The 22,907-nt window shown below is 59.8% G+C and carries 18 protein-coding genes; 1 reads left to right on the forward strand and 17 read right to left on the reverse strand.

The window, feature by feature from the left end; all coding sequences use genetic code 11:
* Positions 1-480: 480 nt before the first annotated feature.
* The 13 genes from QNJ86_RS02405 to rpoN all read right to left on the reverse strand — a co-directional run bounded on the left by QNJ86_RS02405 (position 481) and on the right by rpoN (position 18,427).
* A complete protein-coding gene (locus QNJ86_RS02405; RefSeq protein WP_283830980.1) occupies positions 481-2,553 on the reverse strand; it encodes an elongation factor G in 2,073 nt (690 codons plus the stop codon).
* A 181-nt stretch (positions 2,554-2,734) separates the two neighbouring features.
* A complete protein-coding gene (locus QNJ86_RS02410; RefSeq protein ID WP_283830981.1) occupies positions 2,735-4,975 on the reverse strand; it encodes a sigma-54-dependent Fis family transcriptional regulator in 2,241 nt (746 codons plus the stop codon).
* 224 nt (positions 4,976-5,199) lie between these two features.
* Positions 5,200-5,784, reverse strand: coding sequence for a hypothetical protein (locus QNJ86_RS02415; protein WP_283830982.1), 585 nt, complete (start codon positions 5,782-5,784; stop codon positions 5,200-5,202).
* Positions 5,785-5,817: 33 nt separating this feature from the next.
* Complete coding sequence (locus QNJ86_RS02420; protein WP_283830983.1) at positions 5,818-6,540, reverse strand: class I SAM-dependent methyltransferase; 723 nt, start codon at positions 6,538-6,540, stop codon at positions 5,818-5,820.
* Positions 6,541-6,578: 38 nt separating this feature from the next.
* The gene (locus QNJ86_RS02425) at positions 6,579-7,418 is read right to left on the reverse strand and encodes a trigger factor (RefSeq protein WP_283830984.1); all 840 of its coding nucleotides are present in this window, start codon (positions 7,416-7,418) and stop codon (positions 6,579-6,581) included.
* Between the two features lie 103 nt (positions 7,419-7,521).
* Positions 7,522-9,024, reverse strand: a complete 1,503-nt coding sequence (locus QNJ86_RS02430) for an ATP-binding protein (protein WP_283830985.1) — start codon at positions 9,022-9,024, stop codon at positions 7,522-7,524.
* Positions 9,025-9,084: 60 nt separating this feature from the next.
* Entirely contained in the window at positions 9,085-10,761 is a 1,677-nt protein-coding gene (locus QNJ86_RS02435; protein WP_283830986.1) for a vWA domain-containing protein, read from the reverse strand.
* 13 nt (positions 10,762-10,774) lie between these two features.
* Positions 10,775-12,823 carry a leucine-rich repeat domain-containing protein gene (locus tag QNJ86_RS02440; protein WP_283830987.1) on the reverse strand — a complete coding sequence of 683 codons (2,049 nt, stop codon included), beginning with the start codon at positions 12,821-12,823 and terminating at the stop codon, positions 10,775-10,777.
* A gap of 558 nt (positions 12,824-13,381) precedes the next feature.
* Positions 13,382-13,645, reverse strand: a complete 264-nt coding sequence (locus QNJ86_RS02445; RefSeq protein ID WP_283830988.1) for a hypothetical protein — start codon at positions 13,643-13,645, stop codon at positions 13,382-13,384.
* Positions 13,646-13,719: 74 nt separating this feature from the next.
* Complete coding sequence (locus QNJ86_RS02450; protein ID WP_283830989.1) at positions 13,720-14,064, reverse strand: 4Fe-4S dicluster domain-containing protein; 345 nt, start codon at positions 14,062-14,064, stop codon at positions 13,720-13,722.
* Position 14,065: 1 nt separating this feature from the next.
* Positions 14,066-16,405: a molybdopterin-dependent oxidoreductase gene (locus QNJ86_RS02455; protein ID WP_283830990.1), complete on the reverse strand. Its 2,340-nt coding sequence runs from the start codon at positions 16,403-16,405 to the stop codon at positions 14,066-14,068.
* 47 nt (positions 16,406-16,452) lie between these two features.
* On the reverse strand, positions 16,453-16,620 hold the full coding sequence (locus QNJ86_RS02460) for a hypothetical protein (protein WP_283830991.1): 168 nt from the start codon (positions 16,618-16,620) through the stop codon (positions 16,453-16,455).
* A gap of 427 nt (positions 16,621-17,047) precedes the next feature.
* Positions 17,048-18,427: an RNA polymerase factor sigma-54 gene (rpoN, locus tag QNJ86_RS02465; RefSeq protein ID WP_283830992.1), complete on the reverse strand. Its 1,380-nt coding sequence runs from the start codon at positions 18,425-18,427 to the stop codon at positions 17,048-17,050.
* A gap of 310 nt (positions 18,428-18,737) precedes the next feature.
* On the opposite strand from rpoN, the gene QNJ86_RS02470 reads away from it, so the two are divergent.
* The gene (locus QNJ86_RS02470) at positions 18,738-19,130 is read left to right on the forward strand and encodes a hypothetical protein (RefSeq protein ID WP_283830993.1); all 393 of its coding nucleotides are present in this window, start codon (positions 18,738-18,740) and stop codon (positions 19,128-19,130) included.
* Positions 19,131-19,142: 12 nt separating this feature from the next.
* Here the strand turns inward: QNJ86_RS02470 and QNJ86_RS02475 are convergent, their stop codons facing one another.
* The 4 genes from QNJ86_RS02475 to modD all read right to left on the reverse strand — a co-directional run bounded on the left by QNJ86_RS02475 (position 19,143) and on the right by modD (position 22,852).
* The gene (locus QNJ86_RS02475; RefSeq protein ID WP_283830994.1) at positions 19,143-19,853 is read right to left on the reverse strand and encodes an ABC transporter ATP-binding protein; all 711 of its coding nucleotides are present in this window, start codon (positions 19,851-19,853) and stop codon (positions 19,143-19,145) included.
* Positions 19,831-20,874 carry an ABC transporter permease gene (locus tag QNJ86_RS02480; RefSeq protein ID WP_283830995.1) on the reverse strand — a complete coding sequence of 348 codons (1,044 nt, stop codon included), beginning with the start codon at positions 20,872-20,874 and terminating at the stop codon, positions 19,831-19,833. The genes QNJ86_RS02475 and QNJ86_RS02480 overlap by 23 nt, the downstream gene beginning before the upstream one ends.
* A 2-nt stretch (positions 20,875-20,876) precedes the next feature.
* Positions 20,877-21,725 (reverse strand): molybdate ABC transporter substrate-binding protein, encoded by an 849-nt coding sequence (gene modA / locus QNJ86_RS02485; protein WP_283830996.1) that lies wholly within the window; start codon positions 21,723-21,725, stop codon positions 20,877-20,879.
* 284 nt (positions 21,726-22,009) lie between these two features.
* Positions 22,010-22,852: a ModD protein gene (gene modD / locus QNJ86_RS02490; protein ID WP_283830998.1), complete on the reverse strand. Its 843-nt coding sequence runs from the start codon at positions 22,850-22,852 to the stop codon at positions 22,010-22,012.
* Between the last annotated feature and the right edge of the window lie 55 nt (positions 22,853-22,907).

The raw sequence follows: 22,907 nt of genomic DNA on the forward strand, positions 1-22,907 counted from the left end.
TTTATCTCACATGCAACCTACATTGGAAAGGACGTACTCGCCATAAATCTGGCGACATAAAGAGTATATGAGGGGCGATTCACGAATCGCCCTTTCGCGCGAAGCGCGAAAACGCAGGCCGTCGTTGTATTCTCCGCCTGCGGCGGAGAGGGCGGTTCGTGAACCGCCCCTACGGTCAACCTGTCTGCCGATACGAACTTTCCAGTCAGTCAGCCCGCGTCATAAGGTTAGGGATGTGGAAATACTTGTGGCGTAGTAGCCAGCGCGTTAGCGCGTCACACTTGTTCGCGCGCAGCGCGAAAAGAGGGAAATCGGTTGTGTTCTCCGCCTACGGCGGAGAGGGCGGTTCGTGAACCGCCCCTACGGTCAACCTGTCTGCCGATACGGCTTTCTGGCGTAGTAGCTCGCGCGTTAGCGCGTCACCCTTTTCCCGCCCTACGTAGTGAGGCCTCCGCGAACGGAGGCCTCACTCATTCTCGGTTAGTTCCCGGCGGCGCGGGCGGCTTGGTAGGCTTCTACCAGCTTCTTCGTCACATCCATCGGGGCGGGCTCGTAGCCTTCCAGTTCGATGGTGTAGGAGCCGCTGCCACGCGTGATGGAGCGCAGGTCCTTCGTGTACGTAACCACCTCAGCGTAGGGCACGCGCACGATGATGACCGTCTCGCCGGCATCGTTGGAGTCGGTGCCCACAATGCGGCCGCGGCGCGTGGAGATGTCACCCATCACGGCACCGGCGTATTCCTCGCCCACCGTCACGTTCAGGTTAGCCATGGGCTCAAGCAGGATGGGGTCGGCCTTCTCGCAAGCGGCGCGGAAGCCGATGCGGGCTGCCGTCTTGAACGCCATTTCGTTGGAGTCAACCGCGTGATACGAGCCGTCGTACACGGCGCACTTGATGTCCACCATGGGATAGCCCGCCAAAAAGCCCTCGGTCATGGCGTCCTGCACGCCCTTGTCCACCGCGGGGATGAAGCCGCGCGGAATCTTGCCGCCCACAATTTCATCCAGGAACTCGTAGCCGCCACCGGGGTTGGGTTCCAAGCGCAGCCAGCAGTCGCCGAACTGACCGGCGCCACCCGTCTGCTTCTTGTGGCGACCCTGCGCCTCGGCCACCTTGCGGATGGTCTCGCGATACGGAATGCGCACGGGCACGAGCTTCGCCTCGACGCCCGTCTGCTCCTTCAGGCGCGCAATAAGCGTATCCACCTGAGCGTCACCCATCGCCGTGATCACGGTCTGGTGCGTTTCCTCGCTGCGGCTCACGCGGATGGTGGGATCGGTTTCCACGGCGCGCGCCAGGAACGTGCCCAGCTTGTCCTCGTCCTTCTTGTTCACGGCCTCAATGGCCACGGGGTACTGCGGCTCGGGCAGCGGCAGTGGGTCAATGGCCACCTCGCCGCTCTTCGACAGCGTGTCACCCGTGCGCGTTTCGGTCAGCTTCGGCACCACGATAATGTCGCCGGCCTTTGCGCTTTTCACGTCGTTGGTTTCCTTGCCCATCATGACGTAGAGGTGACCCAGACGATCTTTCTTCGACGTGCGGGCATTCACCAACTCCATGCCGGGCTCCAACACGCCGGAGATCACCTTGAGGAAACTCAGGCGGCCCACAAACGGGTCGGACACGGTCTTGAACACGAACGCCGCCGGCTCGCCGTTCTCGTCAACGAGGGTTTCCTCGCCGTTGGCCAGGCGGAAGCGGCCATGGTGGCGCGGATGCGGGAAGTAGGTGGCGATATCTTCCATAACGCCCTGAATGCCCTGCTCAATAATCGTAGAGCCCACGAACACGGGGATGAACAGTTCCTGCGCGATGGCCTTGTCAAGCAACTGCTCCAACTCGTCCTGCGTCAGCTGTTCTTCGCCGTCGAGGTACTTCATCATAAGTTCGTCGTCGGCCTCGGCCACAAGATCGCACAGCTTGTCGCGGGCAGCCTGCGCCACGTCCATGAAGTCCGCGGGGATGTCCTCAATGCGCTCTTCGCCGCCGTTGCCATCGTGGTAGCGCGCCTTCATGCGGATGATGTCGATAACGCCCTTGAAGTCGACGTCCTCGCCAATGGGAATGCTCACCGGGCCCAGGCGCGAGCCGAAGCGGGCGTGCAGCGTGGCCATAGCCACGTCGTAGTTCGCATTTTCGCGGTCGATATGGTTGATGAACACGGCGCGAGACAGGCGCATGTCCTCGGCCTCGTGCCACAGTTTGGTGGTCATGACCTGCGGGCCCGCCACGGCGTCTACCACAAACAGTGCCATCTCGGCCGCCTGCATGGTGGCCAGCGTGTCACCGATGAAGTCCGGGTGGCCGGAGGTGTCCAGCAGGTTGATCTTGTAATCCTTGTACGGAATGGGGGCGATGGAGGTGCCGATGGTGAACTTGCGCCGGATCTCCTCCTCGTCGTAATCGAGGTAGGATTTCCCGTCGTGCGTCGTGCCCATGCGGGGCGTACGGCCGGAGACGTGCAGCATCGCCTCGGCGAGCGATGTCTTGCCGGCGCCGTCTTGGCCGACAAGCACAATGTTTCGCACGTGTTCGGTAGCAGGAGCTGCCATGTTGACCACCAACTTTCCTGTCGCGTGGTCCTGCGCCGTATGTGTTTCCAAGGCGCGAACCACAGTCGAGCCTTACCTGTCCCTTCGCCGCGCGCTCGTGTGACCACGCGGCGAAGAGCCGTTGCTAGCTAGTGTATCGCAAGTAGACGGCGCGCAGGTCGTAAACGAGCAATTCCGCGCGCTACTCTATGCCGTATTCTTTGAGTTTGCGATACAGCGTGGCCTTACTAATGCCCAACAGCGTGGAAGCCTCCTTCACGTTGTTGTGGGCAATGCGCATGGCCAGACGAATGGCGGCGAGTTCCGCCTCGGCGAGCGACAAAGCACCAGTTGACGCCTCGATGGCATCCAGCACTTCCTCAGGCGTGGGTTCGAGCGCCACCGCGGGGCCACCTGCCGCGCGCCCCTCCGCGGGTACAGCTGGAGTGGACGCATCCGACGCATCGCCGCCGGCGGGCACGGAAGCTGGCGACGTAAGATCAACCTCGTCGTCCGGTTCGTCACCAGGCACGTAATCAAACGCGCGCAGAATGTAAGTAGAGAAGTCGTCTACGTCGATGACGTCGCCTTCCACGGCGTAGTACATCGAGTACACCGCGTTTTTGATTTGGCGCACGTTGCCTAGCCACCGGTAGTTCTCAAACAGACGCTGCGCGCCGGGCGTGATATCGCGCGGCCCACCGGGCGACTTGCAGCGGCACTCGTTCAGGAAGTACTTCGCAAAGTAGAGCGCATCCCCTTGGCGCGCCCGCAGCGGCGGCAGTTCCACCGTGAGGATGGCCAGGCGATACAGCAAGTCTTCGCGGAACGTGCCCTCGCGCACCATGGTGCCTAGGTCGCGGTTCGTGGCGGCCACCACGCGGAAGTCCACCTGCTTGTATATTTTGCCACCAAGGCGCATGACGCGCTTGTTCTCCAGCACGCGCAGAAGCGTGGCTTGCAACTCCAGCGGCATGTCGCCAATCTCGTCGAGGAAGAGCGTGCCGCCGTTGGCGAGTTCAATCTTGCCCGCCTTGCCGCCCCGCTCGGCGCCGGTGAACGCGCCGCTTTCGTAGCCGAAGAGTTCGCTTTCAATGAGGCGCGGCGGAATGGCGGCACAGTTGATGGACATAAACGGCCCATCCGGGCGCGATTCGTTGTGAATGGCCTGGGCAAACAGTTCCTTGCCCGTGCCGCTTTCGCCGATGATGAGAATGTTTTCGGCCGTGACGGCATAGCGGCGCGCCAGCGCGATGGCCTGGGCAATTTGCGGGCTTTCGCCCAGAATGTCCTTGAACGTGATGCTGGCGCGCTCGCCCACGGCCCGCGCGCTCGGCTCTTTGCCGCGCGTGCGTTCCTCCAGGCGCACCAGCACCCCTTCCAGCGCGTCGCCCTTCGTCCCCTGAATGCTGGTGCCGCGCAGCATAAACGTGCGGCCGCGAATACTCGTCTTCGCACTGGCGGTTTTCTTGGTGCCGTCGAGCAACGCACCAAAACTCTGTTGCCAATTCACGTCAAACAGCGCATCCACGGTGGTGTCCACCACGTCCACCGGCCCGCGCCCAATGATGCGCGCAGCCTCCGGGCTGATTTTCTGCACGACGCCCTGCGTGTCCACAATCATCACGGGGTCGCTGCTGGTGTCGATGGTGGTGTCCAGCATGCGCCGCATCTTGGCCGACTGCGCCGTGGTGCGCGCGTATTCCTTGCCCATATTCTGCAAATCGGCGGACAGATGAATGAAGCTCATCTGGTATTCAATGGCTGAACATACCGAGGTAATAAGCCCCAGCGCATGCATGAGCAGCTTGTGATAGGCTGGTGACCAGGGGTCTTCCGGTAGCGGCTGCGTCAGCAGCAGTGCGGCAATAACCACGTCGTCCTCGCCGCGGATGGGGGCGGCATCGGCCGCGAGGCAGTGCAGCGCTTCGCTGTAGTGCTCGTGGCCCACCACCTGGAACGGCTCCTTGTGCCGCATACACAGCGAGTGTGCGTTCGTGCCCATGGTGGCCTCGCTGAAGATATCGCGCTCCTTCACGAAGGGGTGCAAGTCCAGGTTACCCACGCGCAGAAGCGAGGCCCCGTTGCGCGCGACCAACTCAAAGATGTAGTCGTTCGTGATGCCAAGGTCATCCACAATGCCTATCATGGGCCGCGTAATTTCAATAAGCGGCTCGTAGATGTCGAGTATTTTGTCGAATTCCTCGGTGGTGACGGGAGAGGACAGCACGCGATTGTGCGGATCCAGCCCAAACGCGCGGCTGCGCACCCACGAGTCGGCAATTTCGGGCCTCACGGCCGGGGAAAGATGCGGGTCGGTGCCCTCGTGCGTGAACGCGTGCCAGGCACGCTCGATGGCGGGCCCCGTCATATCGTCAGCTGCTGCGTCGGCGGCAATGAAGCCAGCTCCGCTGCGGCCATCAACCGTGTCGTCGGTATTCAAGCTAAGCCCCCTTCTTTTCAGCTTGATACGCTTCAGCCCTCACACGCGTTTCGCGTGCGCCCCCCGGAAGCTGTTTGTTCCACTTTAACATTTAATGCGCCACCTGCGGGGAAGCACTGCATCGAATGCGTAAAAACGATTGATTTCCTCACCATTCTACGCACAAAAAGCGGGGGCCGAAAGGCACCCCGCTTTAACTACTCTGCGAACCCTCCGCGCGGGTCTTACCACACGGCCGCGCAGTCCACTCCGGTGCGCATTTGGCCCTTGCCGTTGGCGCGGCGCATGAACTTGTCAATCTCCCACTTTTCGAAGATGAGCGCACGGTTGGTGCGATAGATGTCATACGCGCCGTCCAGCTCCACGCCGCAGCAGGTATGCTTGCCGTAGATGGAGCAGAACAGATCGGCCGCCTTCTCGTTGAAGCCGTTCTCTTTGAACAGGTAAAGGTCGCAGGAGAGACCACGGCCCGTCATAGGAATGAGAATCTCGCTGCCGTCACTGCTTTGCAGGAAAATGCCGCGATCGTCGAGCAGTTTGTTGTGGAAGACCTCGTCGGCTTCGAAGCGGTCGAGCCACTTCTTCTTTTTCATCTTCGCCCACATGGCCCACACGTTGTTGTAGCGGCACGCGTCGTCGTTGTACACCAGCTCGTAGAACTCGTCACACGTGGACGCCGCCGCCAGGTGTTCGCGCAGCTCAGGCCACACATTGCCCGCCACGCCCGACATGGCCAAAAGCTCGCGGTAGTCCTTCGCCTTCGATCCCGACACGGCCGCAATCTGCTCTTTCAATTCCTGATAGTCCATGTATCTCCCCTTTTTCGTTTCCTAATCGTGCCGCTAACGCGGCTTGCTTACCAGGGCGGTGGTGCGCGTGAAGCGTACGTTTTCGGTGGTGTCAGCCACCGGCACCGTGTAGTCGTCCACGTAGCCGGTTTCCGGCCGCACCTCAGATTCCTCGTAGTAGTCGGGCGCGAAGAAACCCGCGTCCTTCACCATGCGCTCGAACTCCGCACGACTCGGCGAGGCTTGGATGGCGTTGCCGAGCGCCCGCGCCTGCTCCACCGTGGCAACGTCGCGCTCTCCCTCGGCCACCACGCCGTCGAACAAGAACACGCCGCCGGGGCGCAACGCGCGGAAGATCTCATGCACTACGCGCTCGGGGTCGTAGTCGATGGCAATACTGCTGTTGGCAAACACCGCGTCGAACGAGCCCTCAGCGATGCCGGCCGCCGCCAAGTCCTCGGGATACGCCACAGCGTAGTCCATGTTGCAGTGAGGCAAGCCGTTTTTGCGCCACGACTCTTCCTTGAACGACTGGGCGATCTCAATCCACTCCGGCGACGGGTCCACGCCCAGCGCGAACCCCTTCGGCCCCACCGAAGCGGACAGCTTGATAACACCCTTGCCACGCCGACAATCAATATCCAGCACGCGCTTGCCGGTAAGGTCGCCCAGAAGCGTCATTTTGCACTGGCTCGCAAACCCGTACTCCGAGGGCCGCGCCTCGTAGAAGGCCTTCAACACCTCGTGATCGGGCGCTGCCATCGCGTTGTCGGTCATCGAAACCACCCCTTGCACGCCGCCTCTTCGCTACTTGTCTACTTGTACGACACGCGCGAGCTGTTCACCAGCCACGACAGCGCCGCCTCGCGACGCGCGAATACGCGTGCTTCATCGGCCAGGCCCTGCTCCTGCAGCTGTGCGAGAATCTTCTCGCGCTGCTCGGCGTCCTCGCCGGGCATCTGCGCCATCACGTCCTCATCGGAAAGCTCGATGGCCAGATGGTCGGCCAGCGCGTCGATGGCGCACATCGCGCGCAGGGCGTCGGTGGGCATACCCTCCATGCGGTCGGCCTCGTCGGGCTCTTCCACCAGGCGCTCAGCCAGCTTCTCCAACACGAGGTCGGGGAACTGCGGATCGTTTTTCTGCATGTCCTTCAAGCCGAACTGACTGGCCACACCCTCGCGGAACTCCGCCACGGTGTTCGCGGGCTGGAAGTGCTCTTTCACCAGTTCATCGGTGAGTTCAGGCTGCACGCAGTAGAGGATTTTCTCAACGGTCACCGTCATGGTGAGCGCCGAGGCGTCGCCGTCTTTGGCCAGCGGCAGCTTGATCTTTGCCACCACGTCCTTGGTGGTTCCAGCCTCCATGCCCATGAGTTCGTCGTCAAACGAACGCGGCATCTCGCCGCCACCGGTGTGATACAGCGAGTGCTGCAGGATGAAGTTCTTCGCCGGGTTGCCGTCGATGCAGGCGTTTTCCGTGGTCACAACCAGGAAGTCACCCATGATGGCGCCGCGGTCTTCCTCAATTTCGTGATACTCAGCCAAAGGCTCCAACAGCTTTTCAATTTGCGCGTCAACCAAGCTGTCGGGAACTTGCGGTTTCGGCAGCTCCATGCTGACGGGCTCATAGCTGGTGAGCGTGTACTTTCCCATAGTGGTGAATCCTCTCTTCATGCCTTCGATAACTACTTCTACTAGTGCTCGCCCCCACGGGGGCGGTTGTGCCGTTGTGCGCGCATGGCGCGACGAGCTGCGCCTACAGGCCCAACTCTTCAATACGGTGGCGCAAATCGCGCTGCCGCTCCGACAAAATCATGTCCTCATTGTGCGCGAAGTAGGACGGGCTTCCGTATTGGGCCAGGTAGCGCGCCGTTACCGTGCGCGACGTGAGTTCGGTCGTGAACACCAGCAGCTCCTGCTGGTCGCCGAACGCCGCTTCCACAAACTCAAACGCGCGAGCCAGGCGTTCTTCCACCTTCGCCGCGTCGTCCTTCAGGCCCTGGGCCTTGTTCGCAAACTCCTTCTCCACGCGTGCAAATGCTTCCCCCGTATCACCCGTGTCCGCAAGCAGAATAAGCTCATCCAACGCGTGCAACTCGCGCTCGGCATTCAGGCGCTTCGCCTTCGACAACACGCCCGTGGCAAGCGACATTTCCAGCTTCGATTCCTTGCGCAGGCGCACTGCGCGCAGTTCCTCCACCGTGTCCTGCCCCTGCTCCTGAACGGCCACCTTCACGGCGCGCAAATCGTCGCGCACGACCACCAGCACATCGGTGGCGTCCATGATGGTTTGCACGTCGCCGCTGATGGCGTCCAGCAACAGCCCCACCAGCGACAATCGCTCGTCGAACTCCGCCGCCTGCGCGCGCTCGACCACGTCTTCAATAGCGCCGCCTTCCAGGATTTCGTCCACCCGGTAGTCCTCGCGGTACTTGTTGAACAGATCGTAGTACGCGGAAAACTCGCGCGCGATGGGTTCGCTTTGCACGTACTGCACAATCAGGTCGTAGTCGACGGGCTTATTCAGCTTCTCGAACACCGTAATCATATCAGAAAGGTCGTCCCAGCCACGCGCCGTGACGAACGCCTTGCCCTCAAGCGACGCCTCCACCGAATAGAACCGATTCTTCTTGATATCGAGGAACGTGAGAATAGCCGGGTGCGTGTCCTTCGAAAGGGCGTAGGCCTTCCATGCCTCGTAGTCGGGCTCCACGACGATTTTCTTCACGCGGTCAAGCGTGACAATGTCGAACTCGTGCACGCTCTTGTTGTACTCGGGCGGATTGCCTGCGCACGCGATGATCCAGCCGTCGGGCACCTTGTGGCGGCCGAACGTTTTGAACTGGAGGAATTGCAGCATGGAGGGGTACAGCGTCTCCGATACGCAGTTGATCTCGTCCAAGAACAGAATGCCGCGCTCCACGCCCGTGGTCTTCATATAGGTGTACACCGACGCGATGATTTCGCTCATGGTGTACTCAGACGCCTCGTATTCGAAGTCGCCGTAAGATTCCTTCTCGATGAAAGGCAGGCCGAGCGCGCTTTGACGCGTGTGGTGCGTCATGGAGTAGGACACCAGGCCAATGCCCAGCTCAGAAGCAATCTGGGCCATGATAGCCGTCTTACCAATGCCGGGCGCGCCCACCAAAAACACCGGGCGCTGCCGCGAGGTGTCCAGCAGGGGCAGCCCGTGATCGTCGGTGGCCAGGTAGGCCTCGATGGTGTCTTTCACCTGCTGTTTTGCTCGTGCGATATGCATGGTTCGCTCCTCTTTGCGTTGCTCGAAACCGCTTTAAACGCGTATGCGCCAAGCGGCCGCCTATCCCAAGTCCCTCTCGTCCAACAGCACCTTCAACGCCCACGGGGGCACCACGGGGTCGGAATATCCATCATCCAGAAACACAAACACCGCGTCGTAGGCGGGTTGCTTGCGCGGGAAGGTACCCTGCCCATCCGTGAAGTACACCAGCCCCTTCAAGTCGGTGAACTCGCGTTTTTCCACCAGCAGGTTCACGTAGTCGAACACCGGGCGGAAGTCCGTGCCGCCGAAACCCTTCAGCTCCATGGTTTTCAGGTACTCGTCCAGCTGGTCAAGCGAGGTGATTTTCGTGTCCTCTTGCACGCGTGCGTCGCACTGCACAATGTGGATGTTCACACGGTCGTTGAAACTTTCCACGTGCTTCAAGATGTTGTACGTCTTGCGCATGAACGCCTGCACCAAGTCGCCCGACACCGACTCCGAGGTATCAATGGCAATAACGAAGTCACGCACCGAGCGGTCTTCCTTATATTCCAAGGGCTCGATGAGCGGCATGTTGCCGTAGCGATCGAGGCCAAACGTGTAGTAGATGTAGTCGAACTCGTCGGCGTTTACGCGCATGCGCTCGTGCAGCGTGGCGAAGCGGCGCAGGAACTCCGTGTAGTCGTAGCGCTCGCGGTTGATGGCTTGCAGCGCGGCCACCATGTTGCCGGCTTGGTCGCCCTGGCGCGCCATCTGGGATTCCAGCTCTATCTGGATGCGACGGCTGATGTCTTCCCAGGCGTCCGACAACTCCTTTTCCGTTTGCTCGGAGGCGCTGTCGGTGGTGGGGGTGTCGTCGGTATCGGTGTCGCTACCGTCGTCGCGCGTTTCGTCTTCGGCGCGCTGTTGTTCGTCATCTTCGTGCTGCTGCGTTTCGTCGCCTTCGCCGCCGTCGGTCGAGGGCATCTCGGACATGCCGCGCGTGTCATCAAGCGACTCAGAGCCTTCCGTGTTCGGCATCTGGCCGCCCTCGCGGTCCTCGGTTTGCTGACGCGCCGCGCCGGTGGCACCGCGCTGGGCATCGCCGTCTGCCTCGCTGTACCACATGCCGTGCGAGTCGTGATAGAACAGCGGCGCCAACGAGCGCAAATCCACCTTGTTGCCCTCGTTCGAGAAGAAGCGATACAACCGCTCGGCCGTTATCACGCCACCCACCTGCGCCTTCAACAGCTTCAGCGACTCGCGCGCACGCCGGTCCATGTTCGAGGGGAAGGCCTCCCCCACTAAATCGAGCAGCAACGCCTCAATGGCGATGTCACACGACACGTCCCACGGCTGGCGCAGCACCGAGTACAACATAAACGGATGGCGGAAGATGCAGTGGAACAGGCAGTGCACCACGTCGCGCACCACTTCATTCGGCGACAGCTTGAAGCGCGCCACCACAAATTCTGGGTCGTAATAGAACTTCACACCATCGCTGGCCAGGCCATACACGTCAAAGCTGGGCACAAGCGGCATGCGCCACAGCGCCCGATCAAGAAAGCGGAAGCGCACGGCCAGCGCCGAGCGCGCCTCTTCCAAAATGTCATTGGCAATGGGAACGCACAGCTCGTAGCGCGCACGGCGCTCGGCGAGTTTTTCCTCGCTCAGCACGCTCACGCGCTCCGAAGGCTTCGGCTTGGAGAGCATGCCCAAGCGCTCGCGCTCTTTCAGCGCCACATCGCCTTCCAATATGGGCGTTAAATCTTTCAAAACCGCCCCCTTTTCATAAGCTGAAATCTATTCCCGTGTCGGGCACCCAGCGGTGCTTCAGTTCCAACAAACACCCGGTGGCCTGGGCTCTTCCCTCACGCACGGCCACGGCAAGCTCCGCTTCCACCGTTTGCTCGTCAAGCAGGCCGCGTTCGCACAATTCTTCCAGCGCCGCAAGGTTGGCATGCTCGGCAAAGTAGCGACATACCTGGGCGCTGCGGCGTGCGAAAATACCTTCGTACAGCTCGCGCGTTTCATCCGGCAGGCTCATAGGATGCTGCAGCCGGTAGAGTGCGGCAGGCGCGAACTCGTTCACGTCGACCGCATGGGTCACCCACGAGTCGTAGTATTCGAAGTCGAACACCGTGCCCTTCGCGTTCGTGGTAATAAGGTAGGAAGGCGAGCGGTAGCGCGCCGAGAGGCTGGGCACCTGGAAGTCGCCCGACTCGTAGCCATCAATGGGTTCCGGGAAGCGCACGTGCATCCATGGAATGGTGCGCGCGGTGGAAAAGGCACCCATACACACGCTTTGCAGATGGTCGTGAATATAGAGTTCGTCCACGCCACTCGTACCGCAAAACGCCAGGTTAGCCACCTTTGTTACCTGGTCAGGGATGTGCACAATGTGGTCGGGTCCCACGTACAGAAGGCACGTGTCGCCGCCCGCCTTGTTGCCCTCGCGCTCACACAAAAGCCCATTTTCCAGGTAGAACAGCGGGTTGCCCTCGGCCACTTCCACCGAAGAAAGCGGTGTGTTGTGTGTGAGCTGGTTCTGCCCCTGCACCAGAAGTGCGTCCTCGCCAATCTCGCGCACGCGTTCTGACAACGTGAGCGTAATGAGCGCCGTGTCCAAAAACGCGCGCTCACCAATGCGTTCAAGCGAATGCGGCAAATCCACGCGCATGAGCTGGCGGCACCCGCGAAACGCTTCGGCCCGCACTTCGAACAGCCCCTCGGGCAACTCCACCGCGCGCACCGTGCGATGGCGCTTGAACGCCTCGGCACCCACGGCGTGAGTACCCGGACGCACGGCATAGGCCGGAGCGAGGCCGATATACTCAGCAAACACGTCATGGCAATAGAGGCCACCTTGCGCGTCTAAGTCCATGTGCGGGTTCGCGGAGTCAACCGCAATCGCACCTTCATCCACGCTTCGCTGAGCAGGCGTTTTATCGAACGCACGAAAACCCAATTGTTCCACCGAGGCAGGCACCCTCACGCGCTGTATGCCGGACAGCGCAAAGGCCTCTTCGCCGATACTCTTCAAACCGAAGGACAGCGAAACACTTGTCAGCTTGGCGCAGTGGTAAAACGCCATGGCATCAATGTGCTCCACCGCCGGGGGAATACGCACAGAACCAAGCGCCGTCTTCGCAAACGCCAGCCGCCCGATGCTTTTGAGAGAATCGGGCAAGGACACCTCGCGCAAACACGCAACCGAATCGAACGCCCTATCTTCAATAACCTGGCATCCCTCGGCCACCGTGAACTGTTCACAGGCCACCACCAGGCGATACAGCGCGCTCCCATCCTTGGAGTACAGCGCAAGCCCGTCGGTGCTAAAGCGCTCATTATCCTCATCAACCGAGATTTCGCGAATCTTGAGAAGTGGCAGCGGCTTGGCCTCAAGCTCGCGCACCAGCGGGCCAAACCGCACACGCGTAATGGGAGAATCGCAAAACGAATCGTTTTCCAGCTTCACCGTGGGAGCCGTCAGCACCACTTCGGCAAGCTCTCGGCACCCGGCAAACATCGTGCGATCGATAGCCTCAAGCGAAGCCGAAAGCCGAGCATAGTGCAGATTGCGACACCCATCAAACACGTGGTGCCCCACGAACTCCACCGTATCGGGAAGTTCCACCCGCTCAAGTTCGGTGTGGTTACGGAACAAATTCGAAGCAAGGGAGGTGACCGGCACCTCTTCAATGTGCGAGGGAATGGACACGCACGCATCCGACCCCTCATATCCCACAAGACGGATGGTTCCAGCAGCACGGCAGCGGAAACGGAAGGCACCGAAGTGGCGCTCCTCTACCTCCTGCTGTCTGCTGTCATCATGCAACGATACCCCTCTCGCTATCCATTTCATGACGTGCGCAGCACCCGTGCACACCATGAAATGGATAGCGCTGGGAGGACACGAGGCGCCTCCCAGCGCTACCGGTATAGTTCTTGCCATGCGGAAGGCACGGCCTGTCTGCCTGTATCGGCTCCCCTAAACCGATACAGGTGACATTAGAGTGGGCTGCCGCAGTTTTTGCAATGCGTGCGGGTACCCAGCATGTAGCTGCCGCATTCGGGGCACACTTTCGTACGTCCCAACTCGACGCATTCGTTGCAAAGCGGCCTCTCGAAGGGCGAGCAGAAGAAACAGGCTTTCTTCACCTCGTTGTTCAGGTGAGTAACCGCCTTCGAATCGTCATGCTCAATGGTCGCGCCGCATTTTTTGCACACGTCCCGCTCGTACGGGTTATACCATCCGCACTGTGGACAGGGGACGGGGAATTTCATCTCCGCCTTTTTGTGGCAGCGGTTGCACCACGGGCTGCATGTTCGACAATTCGGCATTTGCTTCGCTACGCCTTCTTACCTGAATCGCGTTCGGAGAATGACGCTCTCGTTAGTTCTTCGGGGCGCCGGGAGCCTTCGGGGCAGCAGGAGCCTTGGGGGCGCCGGGAGCCTTGGGGGCGTCATCGAGACCCTGGGGGGTCAACGAGATTTCGGACGGAGCAGGAGCAGTAGCAGCGATAGCATCCTCTGCAGCCTTGCGAGAAGCAGTCAGGTCGGTACCGCACTTCTTGCACGTTTCATCCGTGGGCTTGTTAAAGGTACCGCACTCGAGGCACTTAACAATGGTAACGGTAGCCGCCGGTCTGAAGCACATATCATTCTCCTTACGTTATCGGTGGTTTCGAATCGGTGCCCTGCGGGGGCAGGGCACCGACTATTACTTAGTTCTTACTGCTCGGGCACGTACACCCAGGAGCGCGGCATTTCCTTGGCCTTCGCAGCCAGCTCGTCAACCGTGCCATACTTCATGCACGCGGCCTGGCAGTGATGCACGCAGGTAGGCAGCTTGCCCATAGCCGTGCGGTCGGCGCAGAGGTCGCAGAGCGACGTCATGACCGGCAGGTAGGTGTACTCGAACTTACCATTGGGGAACATGCGGGGGCCGTCAGCGAACAGCATAACGCCGTTGGCCTCGCCAGCCTGCCAACCATGCTCGACCTTGCAGGCCATTTCGCAGGAGTGGCAGCCGGTGCACCACTGGTAATCAATCAGAATACCGTACTTTTCAGCCATCTTAGAATCCTCCCTCGCGAGTCACGATCTCGCTGGGCGAGCAGTCGTTCTCCTTCGTGACCGGATAAATCTTGCAGATCTGGTTTGCGTACGGAGCGCCGTACAGCGTAGGACCGGTAACACCCTGGACCGTGAGGTTGTTGATGTTGGAGTCGAACACGCCGAACAGGTTGGGCTCTGCACCCTCCTGCTCCGGGAACCACCAGCCGTGCTCAGAACGCACGGTGTCAAGCTTGAGCGAGGCGTTGAAGCGCACGCGCTGCTTGCACTTGCCGCGCATGTTCTCAACCCAGATCCAGTCGCCCTCGGTCACACCAATCTTGGCAGCCGTCTCGGGATGCAGATCGGTCAGCGGGTCGGGATGCGACTCACGCAGACGCGGAACCATGCGCTCCTCAGAGTGGAAGTACTCCCACGTACGGGCGCCGGTGGTCAGAACGTACGGATACTCCTCGAACAGCTCAGGCGTGGAGATCGGGGACTCTGGCGGCTCCTCGTAGTACGGCAGCGGATCGAAGCCCCACGCGTCAAACAGCGTGTTGAACAGCTCGCACTTGCCGGTGTTCGTGTTGAAGCCGGGCTGACCGTCGTCACGCAGCCAACCGAGCTCGTACTTGCGATAGGCCCAGTCATCCGGCCAGTCGATGACCTTCTCGGTGAGGTCAAGGAACGTCTGATCGGTCTTGTGCGGCCAACCAGCATGGAAGCGGTTACCGGACTGAATCCACCAGGTCATCAGCTCGACGTCCGTCTCCCACGGGAACAGCCTGGGATTGAGCTTCTTGCCAATCTCAAGGATGATCTGCTCGTCGGACTTGGCCTCGTAGTAGTCGCCAACCTTCACGATGGAGCGCAGCGGCCACCACCACACACGAGCGGAGTTACGCTCGCAGCTCATGCCGCAGGGCAGCACGATGTCGGCGCACGCAACAGCCGTCGGGGTCATGAACACGTCGACCACCACGTTGTAGTCAACCGAACGCATGGCGCGGTACACGCGCGGAGCCTCGGAGGACATGTTCGCGAAGGTGTTCGTGGACTGGATGAACAGCATGCGAATGGGATACGGCTCGCCCGTCTCGATGGCGTTGAGGACGGTGTCGCCGTTGGCCGTCGGGTCGAAGCCGAGAGCGTGCAGCGGAGAGGTCTCCACGCCGAGCATCTTGCCGAGCATCTCGTCAGAGAGGTTCCACATGCCGCAGCCATAGGAGTCAGGAATGTCGTAAGCGCAACGCGGGATCATCATGCCGCCGGGCACGTCGATGTCGCCGCAGATGGCGCCGAGGGAGAGCAGAGCCTGGGCCAGCGGAATGCCGCAGACGGTCTGGTCAACCTTGAGGCCCCACTGAATCGTGGAGGGGTTGCCGGAAGCATAGAGGCGAGCAGCCTTGCGGATGTCCTCAGCGTCAACGCCAGCGATCTCAGCGGCACGCTCGGGCGGGTACTCGCGGCAGCGCTCGGCCAGCTCTTCGAAGCCGTAGCACCAGTTCTCAACGAAGTCATGATCGTACAGATCCTCTTCGATGACAACGTTCAGCATAGCGATAACAACAGCAGCGTCGGTACCAGGACGCACCGGCAGCCACACCTCAGCCTTAGAGGCCAACCACGTGCAGGACGGGTCGAGGACGAGCAGCTTGGTGCCGCCTTCCTTCATGACGTCGACGATCCAGTGACCGAAGAAGCCGTCGCCGTTGGAGATGAGGGCGTTGTTGCCGACGTTCAGGATGTAGTCGGGGAACACGTACTCGGGGTCAGCGTAGCGCTTCTCGAGGTGCTGCGAGCAGTCAGCCACGAAGAAGTCGCCCATGAAGCAGTGACCGATGGTCGTACGGGGCAGGTAGCACGCGTCGCCGGAGAGGAAGCCGAGCACGAAGTTCGGGCTGCCGAACGCGGCATAGCTCAGGTACGGGGTCTGCCAGCAGATGTTACGGCCGGTGCCCTGCATGGACACGATGGACTCGGGGCCGTAGTCTTCCCAGATAGCACGCACATGCTCGGCGATGTCGTCGATAGCCTCATCCCACGTGATGCGCTCCCACTTGTTCTCGCCGCGCTCGCCTACGCGCTTCAGGGGGTACTTCAAACGATCCTTGTGATAGAACGTCTCGACAACGTCGAGGCAACGCATGCACAGACGACCCTGGTTGTAGGGGGACAGCGGGTCGCCCTCAATCTTCTCAACCTTGTTGTCCTTGGTGTAATAGAGAACGGAGCAACCGTTGTGGCAACCAGGAGCAGTCCACATGTTGGTGCGGGTAACCGTGTACTCGCCCTCCTGCCACTGCCAGTCGGTTTTATAGACGTCTTTGTTGACGCCCTCAAGCTCGTTGGTAAGCATACCTTGAATCCCTTCTGTTCGTCTTTAAGAATCGGTTCTCGAATTCTTTAGACTTCCCCGTCTTTCAGCTGCGGACGGAACGGTTTCGTCCAGTCGCGCCCGGAAGCATCCTGCGCCTTCTGGTTCCATGCCTGCTTGTTCTTCTCCGGATCCTTCAGGTGTTCCTTGATACGCTTCTCCTGATACTCTGGATCCTTGTGCTTGTCTTCCGCCATCTGTAAAGCCTCCTCTCCGTTTTTGACTCGCCATGCGACATGGCCTTCTCTGAGATCGTGAACATCCCCCCGTTTCTCACGAAACTCGTTCACGCTTGCCCCTATAGATGCATGTACTGTGCCAGTTTTGCCAAAAATATCGAAAAAAGTTTTGTATTCCCTGGTCAATATACCTAACAAGAATTGGGAGAAGAATTTGGAGCACCGATAGCCCGTGGTACGAAATTGAAAAAGAGACGTTGAATTCTCGTTTTTGAACTGTTTCTTGGCTGAAATGCTCATTTTGAGACAGATTGCTGAGAACGGTTCGGACGGCGGTCAAAAATGAGCATCGAGCGGTGAGGCCGTGCGGGGGACGGCAGAAATGGGGGAATGAGCGGTTGGATGGCGGCGCGGGCGCTGGATGAAAATGAGAAAGCGGGGGGCGCTAGCCGCGACGGCGGGCGGCGCGGGCGGGAATGCCCAACTCTCCGCGATACTTATTAACCGTGCGGCGCGACAGCACGATGCCGGTAGCCGCGAGCGCGTCCACGATGGCTTGGTCGCTCAGCGGGCGCGCGGAATCTTCGGCAGCCACGAGTTCACTTATCTTGTGGCGCACGCTGGTGGAGGACACCGCCGCCTCCGACGCATTGCTGGCAGCGGAGCTAAAGAAGAAGCGCAGTTCGAAAGTGCCCACCGGCGTCTGGATGTAGTTGCCGTTCACCAGGCGACTGACGGTGGACTCAGAGACACCGGTTGCTTGCGCCACCTGGGCCATGGTAAGCGGGCGAAGGTAATCGTAGCCTTTGGCGAAGAAGTCAACCTGCATGTCGGCGATGCAACACGCTACCTTATATAAGGTAGTCTTGCGATACGTGATGTTGCTCATGAGGGTTTCGGCCTCTTTGAGCTTTTCCTTCAAATAGGTTTGCGTGCCGGGCTCCTTCACGCTGGACGCGAGCGTGCGGTACTGTTCGTTGATGCGCAAATGCGGCAGGTAGAAATCCTGGAGGTGCACGCGGAAGCCACCTTCTTCTGCCTGTTCTATCACCACTTCAGGCCACACGGGTTCAGAGGGGCTACCGAACTGGCCAGCCGGTCGCAGGTTGCAGGCGCGCACGACATCGAGCGCTTCGCTGAGTTCACGCAGCGTGATACCCATGTCATGAGCAATAGCTGCGGGCGTACGCGATTCAAATTCGGTGATATGTTCGATGAGCTGCTTCACCAACGGCGTCATGCGACCGGCAGCTTCCAGCTGGAGCGTGAGGCACTCGGATAAGTTGCGGGCGCCAATTCCCGGAGGGTCAAACTTCTGAATAATGCCAAGGATGTCTAGCACCTCATCGACGCTGGCACCCACGGCCTCGGCCACCGACTCCACGGGTGTGCGCAGATAGCCGCTTGAATCGATGTTACCAATAAGGTATTCGCCCACCGCTTGGGAGCGCTTATCGCTCACCTGCATGTGCAGCTGTTCCAGCAGATATTCTTCCAGCGAAGCATCGTCCACGAGAAAGCGGTCGAACGAGAAGCTGCGCTGCGACATGCTGGAGCGCTCGTTGTCGAAGTTTTCCGGACTGCCGTGACCGCGCCTATCCAGCAGCGCATCAGCGCTTTCGGCCCGCTTGAAGCGGTCGACCTCATAGGGATGCAGGGGCTCAACCCAGTCATCATCGAAGAAGGGATTTTCCTCAACGCACGTCTTCACGTACTCGCTCAAGTCCGACGCGTTCATTTGCAGCACGGAGATACCCTGCTTAATCTCCGTGGTCAAGTGCAAACCGTGATGCTGAGAAAGACCAGGTGCGTGGCCTATTTCCATTTCAGTCCCCCTGTCGACACGGTTGGGCCTGACACTCCCTTGCCACGCTGTACCGTTGGGTCATGATTATAGCCACTCGCAGGAAGGGCGCAAGCAGAGGGCGCACTCCTTCTGCGTAAATTCGCAACCCGTCCGTCTGGCCGCTTTCGGCCGCGGTGCTTCAACGTTTGGAGAAGTCGCGAGGGATTCGTTACCGAACGGTGACGGAATGCACCTGCGGTGGCGGGAGCGCCAAGGCGGGAGTGGCGGGTCGGTATAATCGAAGAGAGATAGGCACGAGAAGCACACCCCGATAAGCGAGGTAGAAAGCATGAGCAAGCACGAGCCACCCATCGACGTTGAACCCCTTGCAAGCGCACGCGACAAGGCAAAGGGTGCCGCGAAGGCGGCTACAAATGCGGCCTCTGAGGCGGGCTTTAGCGCACCATCTTACGGGCGCAAGGCAGCCAAGGCGGGAGCAGCGGGCGCGGCAGTGGCTGGTGGTGTTGCGAAAAAGGCAGGTGAAGCGGCGAAAGCCACGGTGGTCGACGGCAAGGGCGGCGGCGCATCTCGCCGCGTGGCGGGTGCGGTGCAGACGGTGGTGGGCGGTGCCATCATGGCGGTAGGAGTACCCATGCTCATTCTGCCGGGCCCCGGCCTACTCGCCATCGGCGGCGGAGCCGTGGTAGCCGCAGGCGGCGTAAAGAAGCTGCTGGGTAAGTAGCATTCGCGCTGGTCAAAGGCCGAGGAAGCGCGCGACTTCCGCATCGTGCATTTGGTCGAAAAGTTCAGCAGCGGGCACCACGGCGCACAAGCGGCCACCGAGGATCACCGCCACTCTATCGGCAAGGCGACGAGCTTCCTCGAAATCATGGGTCACGAAAACAATCGTACAGTCAAAGCGCTCGTGCACGTCACGCAAAGTGGCATAGAGACGCTCTTTCGTAGCGGGATCGAGCGCCGAAAACGGCTCGTCGAGCAAGAGGATATCAGGCTCCAACACCAATGCCCGCGAAAGCGCAACGCGTTGCGATTCGCCCCCGCTGATAATTCCCGGGTAGCTTTCGGCAATGCGCTCAATGGAGAACAATTCCAAAACCGCGCCAACCCTCTGATCGATTTCCGACGGCGGGCAACCGTTCATGCGCAGCCCGTAGGCAACGTTTTCGTACACCGTCATGTGGGGAAACAACGCGTAGTCTTGGTAGACTATTCCCAGGTGCCGCTGTTGAATAGGCAGCGTTTCCACGTCTTTGCCATCAAGCAAGATGTGCCCAGCACTGAAAGGAAAGGCACCAGCTATTGATTCAAGCAGCACCGTTTTTCCCGCGCCGGTTTCCCCTAAAATGGCAAACACCTCGCGCGGTTCCACGGACAACTTATCTACTTCCAGCGAGAACGAACCGCGCTTTACACGCAGGCCTTCAACGTCTATGCGTCCAGCCACGGAAAGTCCTCCTTCCCCGCTTCGCCTCCGCGCCAACGCGCGAGGCACCCACGGGACGGTTCAGCACATTCGCCACAACGAGCGTGGCGGCCGACAGTAGAAGCATAATCATGGCCGTTGCCATGGCGGTGTCGGTGTTGCCGGTAGAGATACTGAGGTAGATGCTGCCTGGCAGCGTCTCGGTTTTCATGCGCGTGACACCTACCAGCATGAGCGTAGCACCAAACTCGCCCATACCACGCGCCCACGTAAGCACGAAGGTGCTGATGAGCGAGTTGCGACACAGAGGCAAAATAACAGTACGAAATACGTCTCCCGGCATGGCCCCCAACGTCTGCGCCACAAACTCCATGCGAGGATTCACCTCGGCAAACGCCGTGCGCACCATGCGTATAGCGAACGGGAGATTCACGATAAGCTGGGCAAACACGATGCCAGCTGGTTCAAATACCACCGCGAATCCCACGTCCTTGAGCATTTTGCCTACCGGAGAAGAGAAGATGAGCAAAAGCGCGAACCCCAACAAAATATAAGGAAGCGAAAGGGTGAGCTCCATCAGCACCTCGGCAGCGCGCTTGAAGGGCATAAAGGTACGCGACAAAGCGTATGCCGTCGGCAGTGCCAAAACCAGACAAAGCGCAGTTGAAATGGTGGAGGTAATCACGCTCATGCGAAGCGAAAACAGCACTTCTGCCGAGGTGATGGCTTCACCAAAGTGCGTAATACCACCAGCCACAATGGCAACGATGGCGCTTCCCACGAACAAGAGCACCACACCAGCCACGGCAATGGACACGCCCGAAAAGACGTCACGCCGTCTGCCGCGGTGCTTACGACGCGCTGCCGCGTCGGTGCGTTTCAGACGAAAGCTGCGCGCCCTGCTACACGGGGCAGCAGCACAGGGGATGTTTGCTACAGGAGCAGCCCCCTCACCTACTGCCCCGCCCTCGATTTCGCCTTCTTTGGGCGTGGGCCTGTCTAAAACCGTGGCGCCCGCGTTAACAGGCGCGGTGGTTGTCATACTTAAACCTGTTCGTAGCCGAATTCAGCCCAAATGCTCTGAGCGGCATCCGTCAGCAAGAATTCACTGAATGCTTTCACAGCATCGGCATCGGCCGCGCACGAGAGTTCGGCAGCAGGCACCGTTTTCACGAAATCGTCGAGGTCAGACGTATCGACAATCGCAACGCCAGTAACCTTCGCATTTTCTTTCCATACGATACCTGCGTCACCTTCGCCATTGACAAGGGCCGTGGCAATTTGCGGAGCGGTTGTCGTGGTTGTGATGACATTTGCAGACATAAGTTGATCCCAAAGACCCGCCTGCGAAAGCGCTTTTTGAGCAATCTTGCCGATAGGCGTTGACTCGGGGTCGCCCGTCAGCAGCCGGTCGACACCAGCAAGATCAGCCAAACCAGAAACAGCTTTTGGATTGTCGGAAGGCACCGCCAGCACCGGGATATGCTTCACAAGATCGGTGCTTGAAGCAACATACGCTTCGACGGGCTTAAGTTCGTCTGCCGAGCCAGCAATGAAGAAATCACCCTGCTGAGTGGTGTTGATCTGGGTTTGTATTTGGGCGGCATTCGCAAACGTCACATTCATCTTGCAGCCAGTCTCCTCGGCAAACGCATCGGAGATTTTCTGAAACGGGTCGGTCATGCCAGCACCGCAATAGATGTTGAGTTCCTTACCCTCAAGCTGGCGTTCGACTGCTGGCTCTGAAGGAGCGGCGTTCTGGTCGGAGGTACTTTCTATCGAAGCTGATGAGCAGCCCGCGAAAAGCGTGCACGCGAGTGCCGTGGCCAGCGCAAGAGCAGCCAGTCCAACCGCTCGGTGCGCCGTGATCTTGTGCATAAACTGAAGACTCATCGAAATATCCTCCTTCTCTTAGATGCGGCGCACTTCTGAGGCGACGCATCAAGCGACATCAATAACAAGGGCTGCCGCTTATTATTCCCATTTAGTAATAATATCATATAGATATATTTCCACTTTGCAATATTCTAGAATGAAATATATTTGCAAATGGGTATAAAAGATGGTGGGCTAACGCAGGGGTGACGCTGCTGGGGAGGTATAGCAAAGCTGTACTTGAAGCGTGGCGAAAGCCAGGTTAGGCCTTCGCCACAACTGTTTCAACTTCGATGGCCGGCTTAGCAAGCGCGCATGCGTACGCTCATGTCGAGGGGCTTGGCGGCGAAGGGGGCGGTGGTGGCTAGGCCATCTACGCCGGTGGCCGCGTAGGCGGCGGCGTTATTGGGGTTCACCCCACCTGCCGCAATAAGCGTGAGGTGCGGATAGGTGACGCGCAGTTCCGCCACCAGCGGCGTAAGTTCATCCACCGGTATCTTGTCGAACTGGATACCGTCCACGCCAGCGCGCGCGAGAATGCGAGCACGCTCAGGATCCGCCTCCACAATCAGCTTCTTTTCGATGCAGCGCGCTTTGATAGCGGGCAGGTTCTCCACGAACGCATCAAAGCCGCCGCAGAACGTGAAATGGTGGTCGAACACGAGCACCGTCTCGGACAACCCCAATCGATGCGGGAACGCACCGCCCGCCATAACCGCAAGTGTGAACAGGTCTTTCGCACCCGGCTGGCTCTTGCGCGTGGTGAGCACTTCACAATGCGGGTTAACCGCATGTGCCGCATCCACCATGGCGCGCGTCTTCGTGGCCACGGCCGAGCAGTGGTCGAACACGTTCAGGCACACCTTCCACGCCGCATGCAAATCGGCCGCCGCCCCGCGCAGGCGGAAGAACGTCTCGCCCGCCGCCACACGCTCCCCATCACGACGCGCCTCTACCACTTCACAACCAAGCTTGCTCGCCATGCGCCGCGCAACGTCGGTGCCCGCCAGCACACACTCTTCACGCGTGAAGTAGTCCATCTCCCCTGGCGCATCGCCAATACCCAACACCTCGCACGTCAAGTCTATATAGGGCACGTCTTCAGTAATGAATTCCTCAATACGCGCATCCGAAATCCGCAACATGTTCTCCCCTTTTCTTCCTTGATCCCCTGAAAGTTCGCCCAAGTGCAGCAACCCG

This window comes from Gordonibacter faecis (genome assembly GCF_030077735.1).
GTDB lineage: Bacteria > Actinomycetota > Coriobacteriia > Coriobacteriales > Eggerthellaceae > Gordonibacter > Gordonibacter faecis.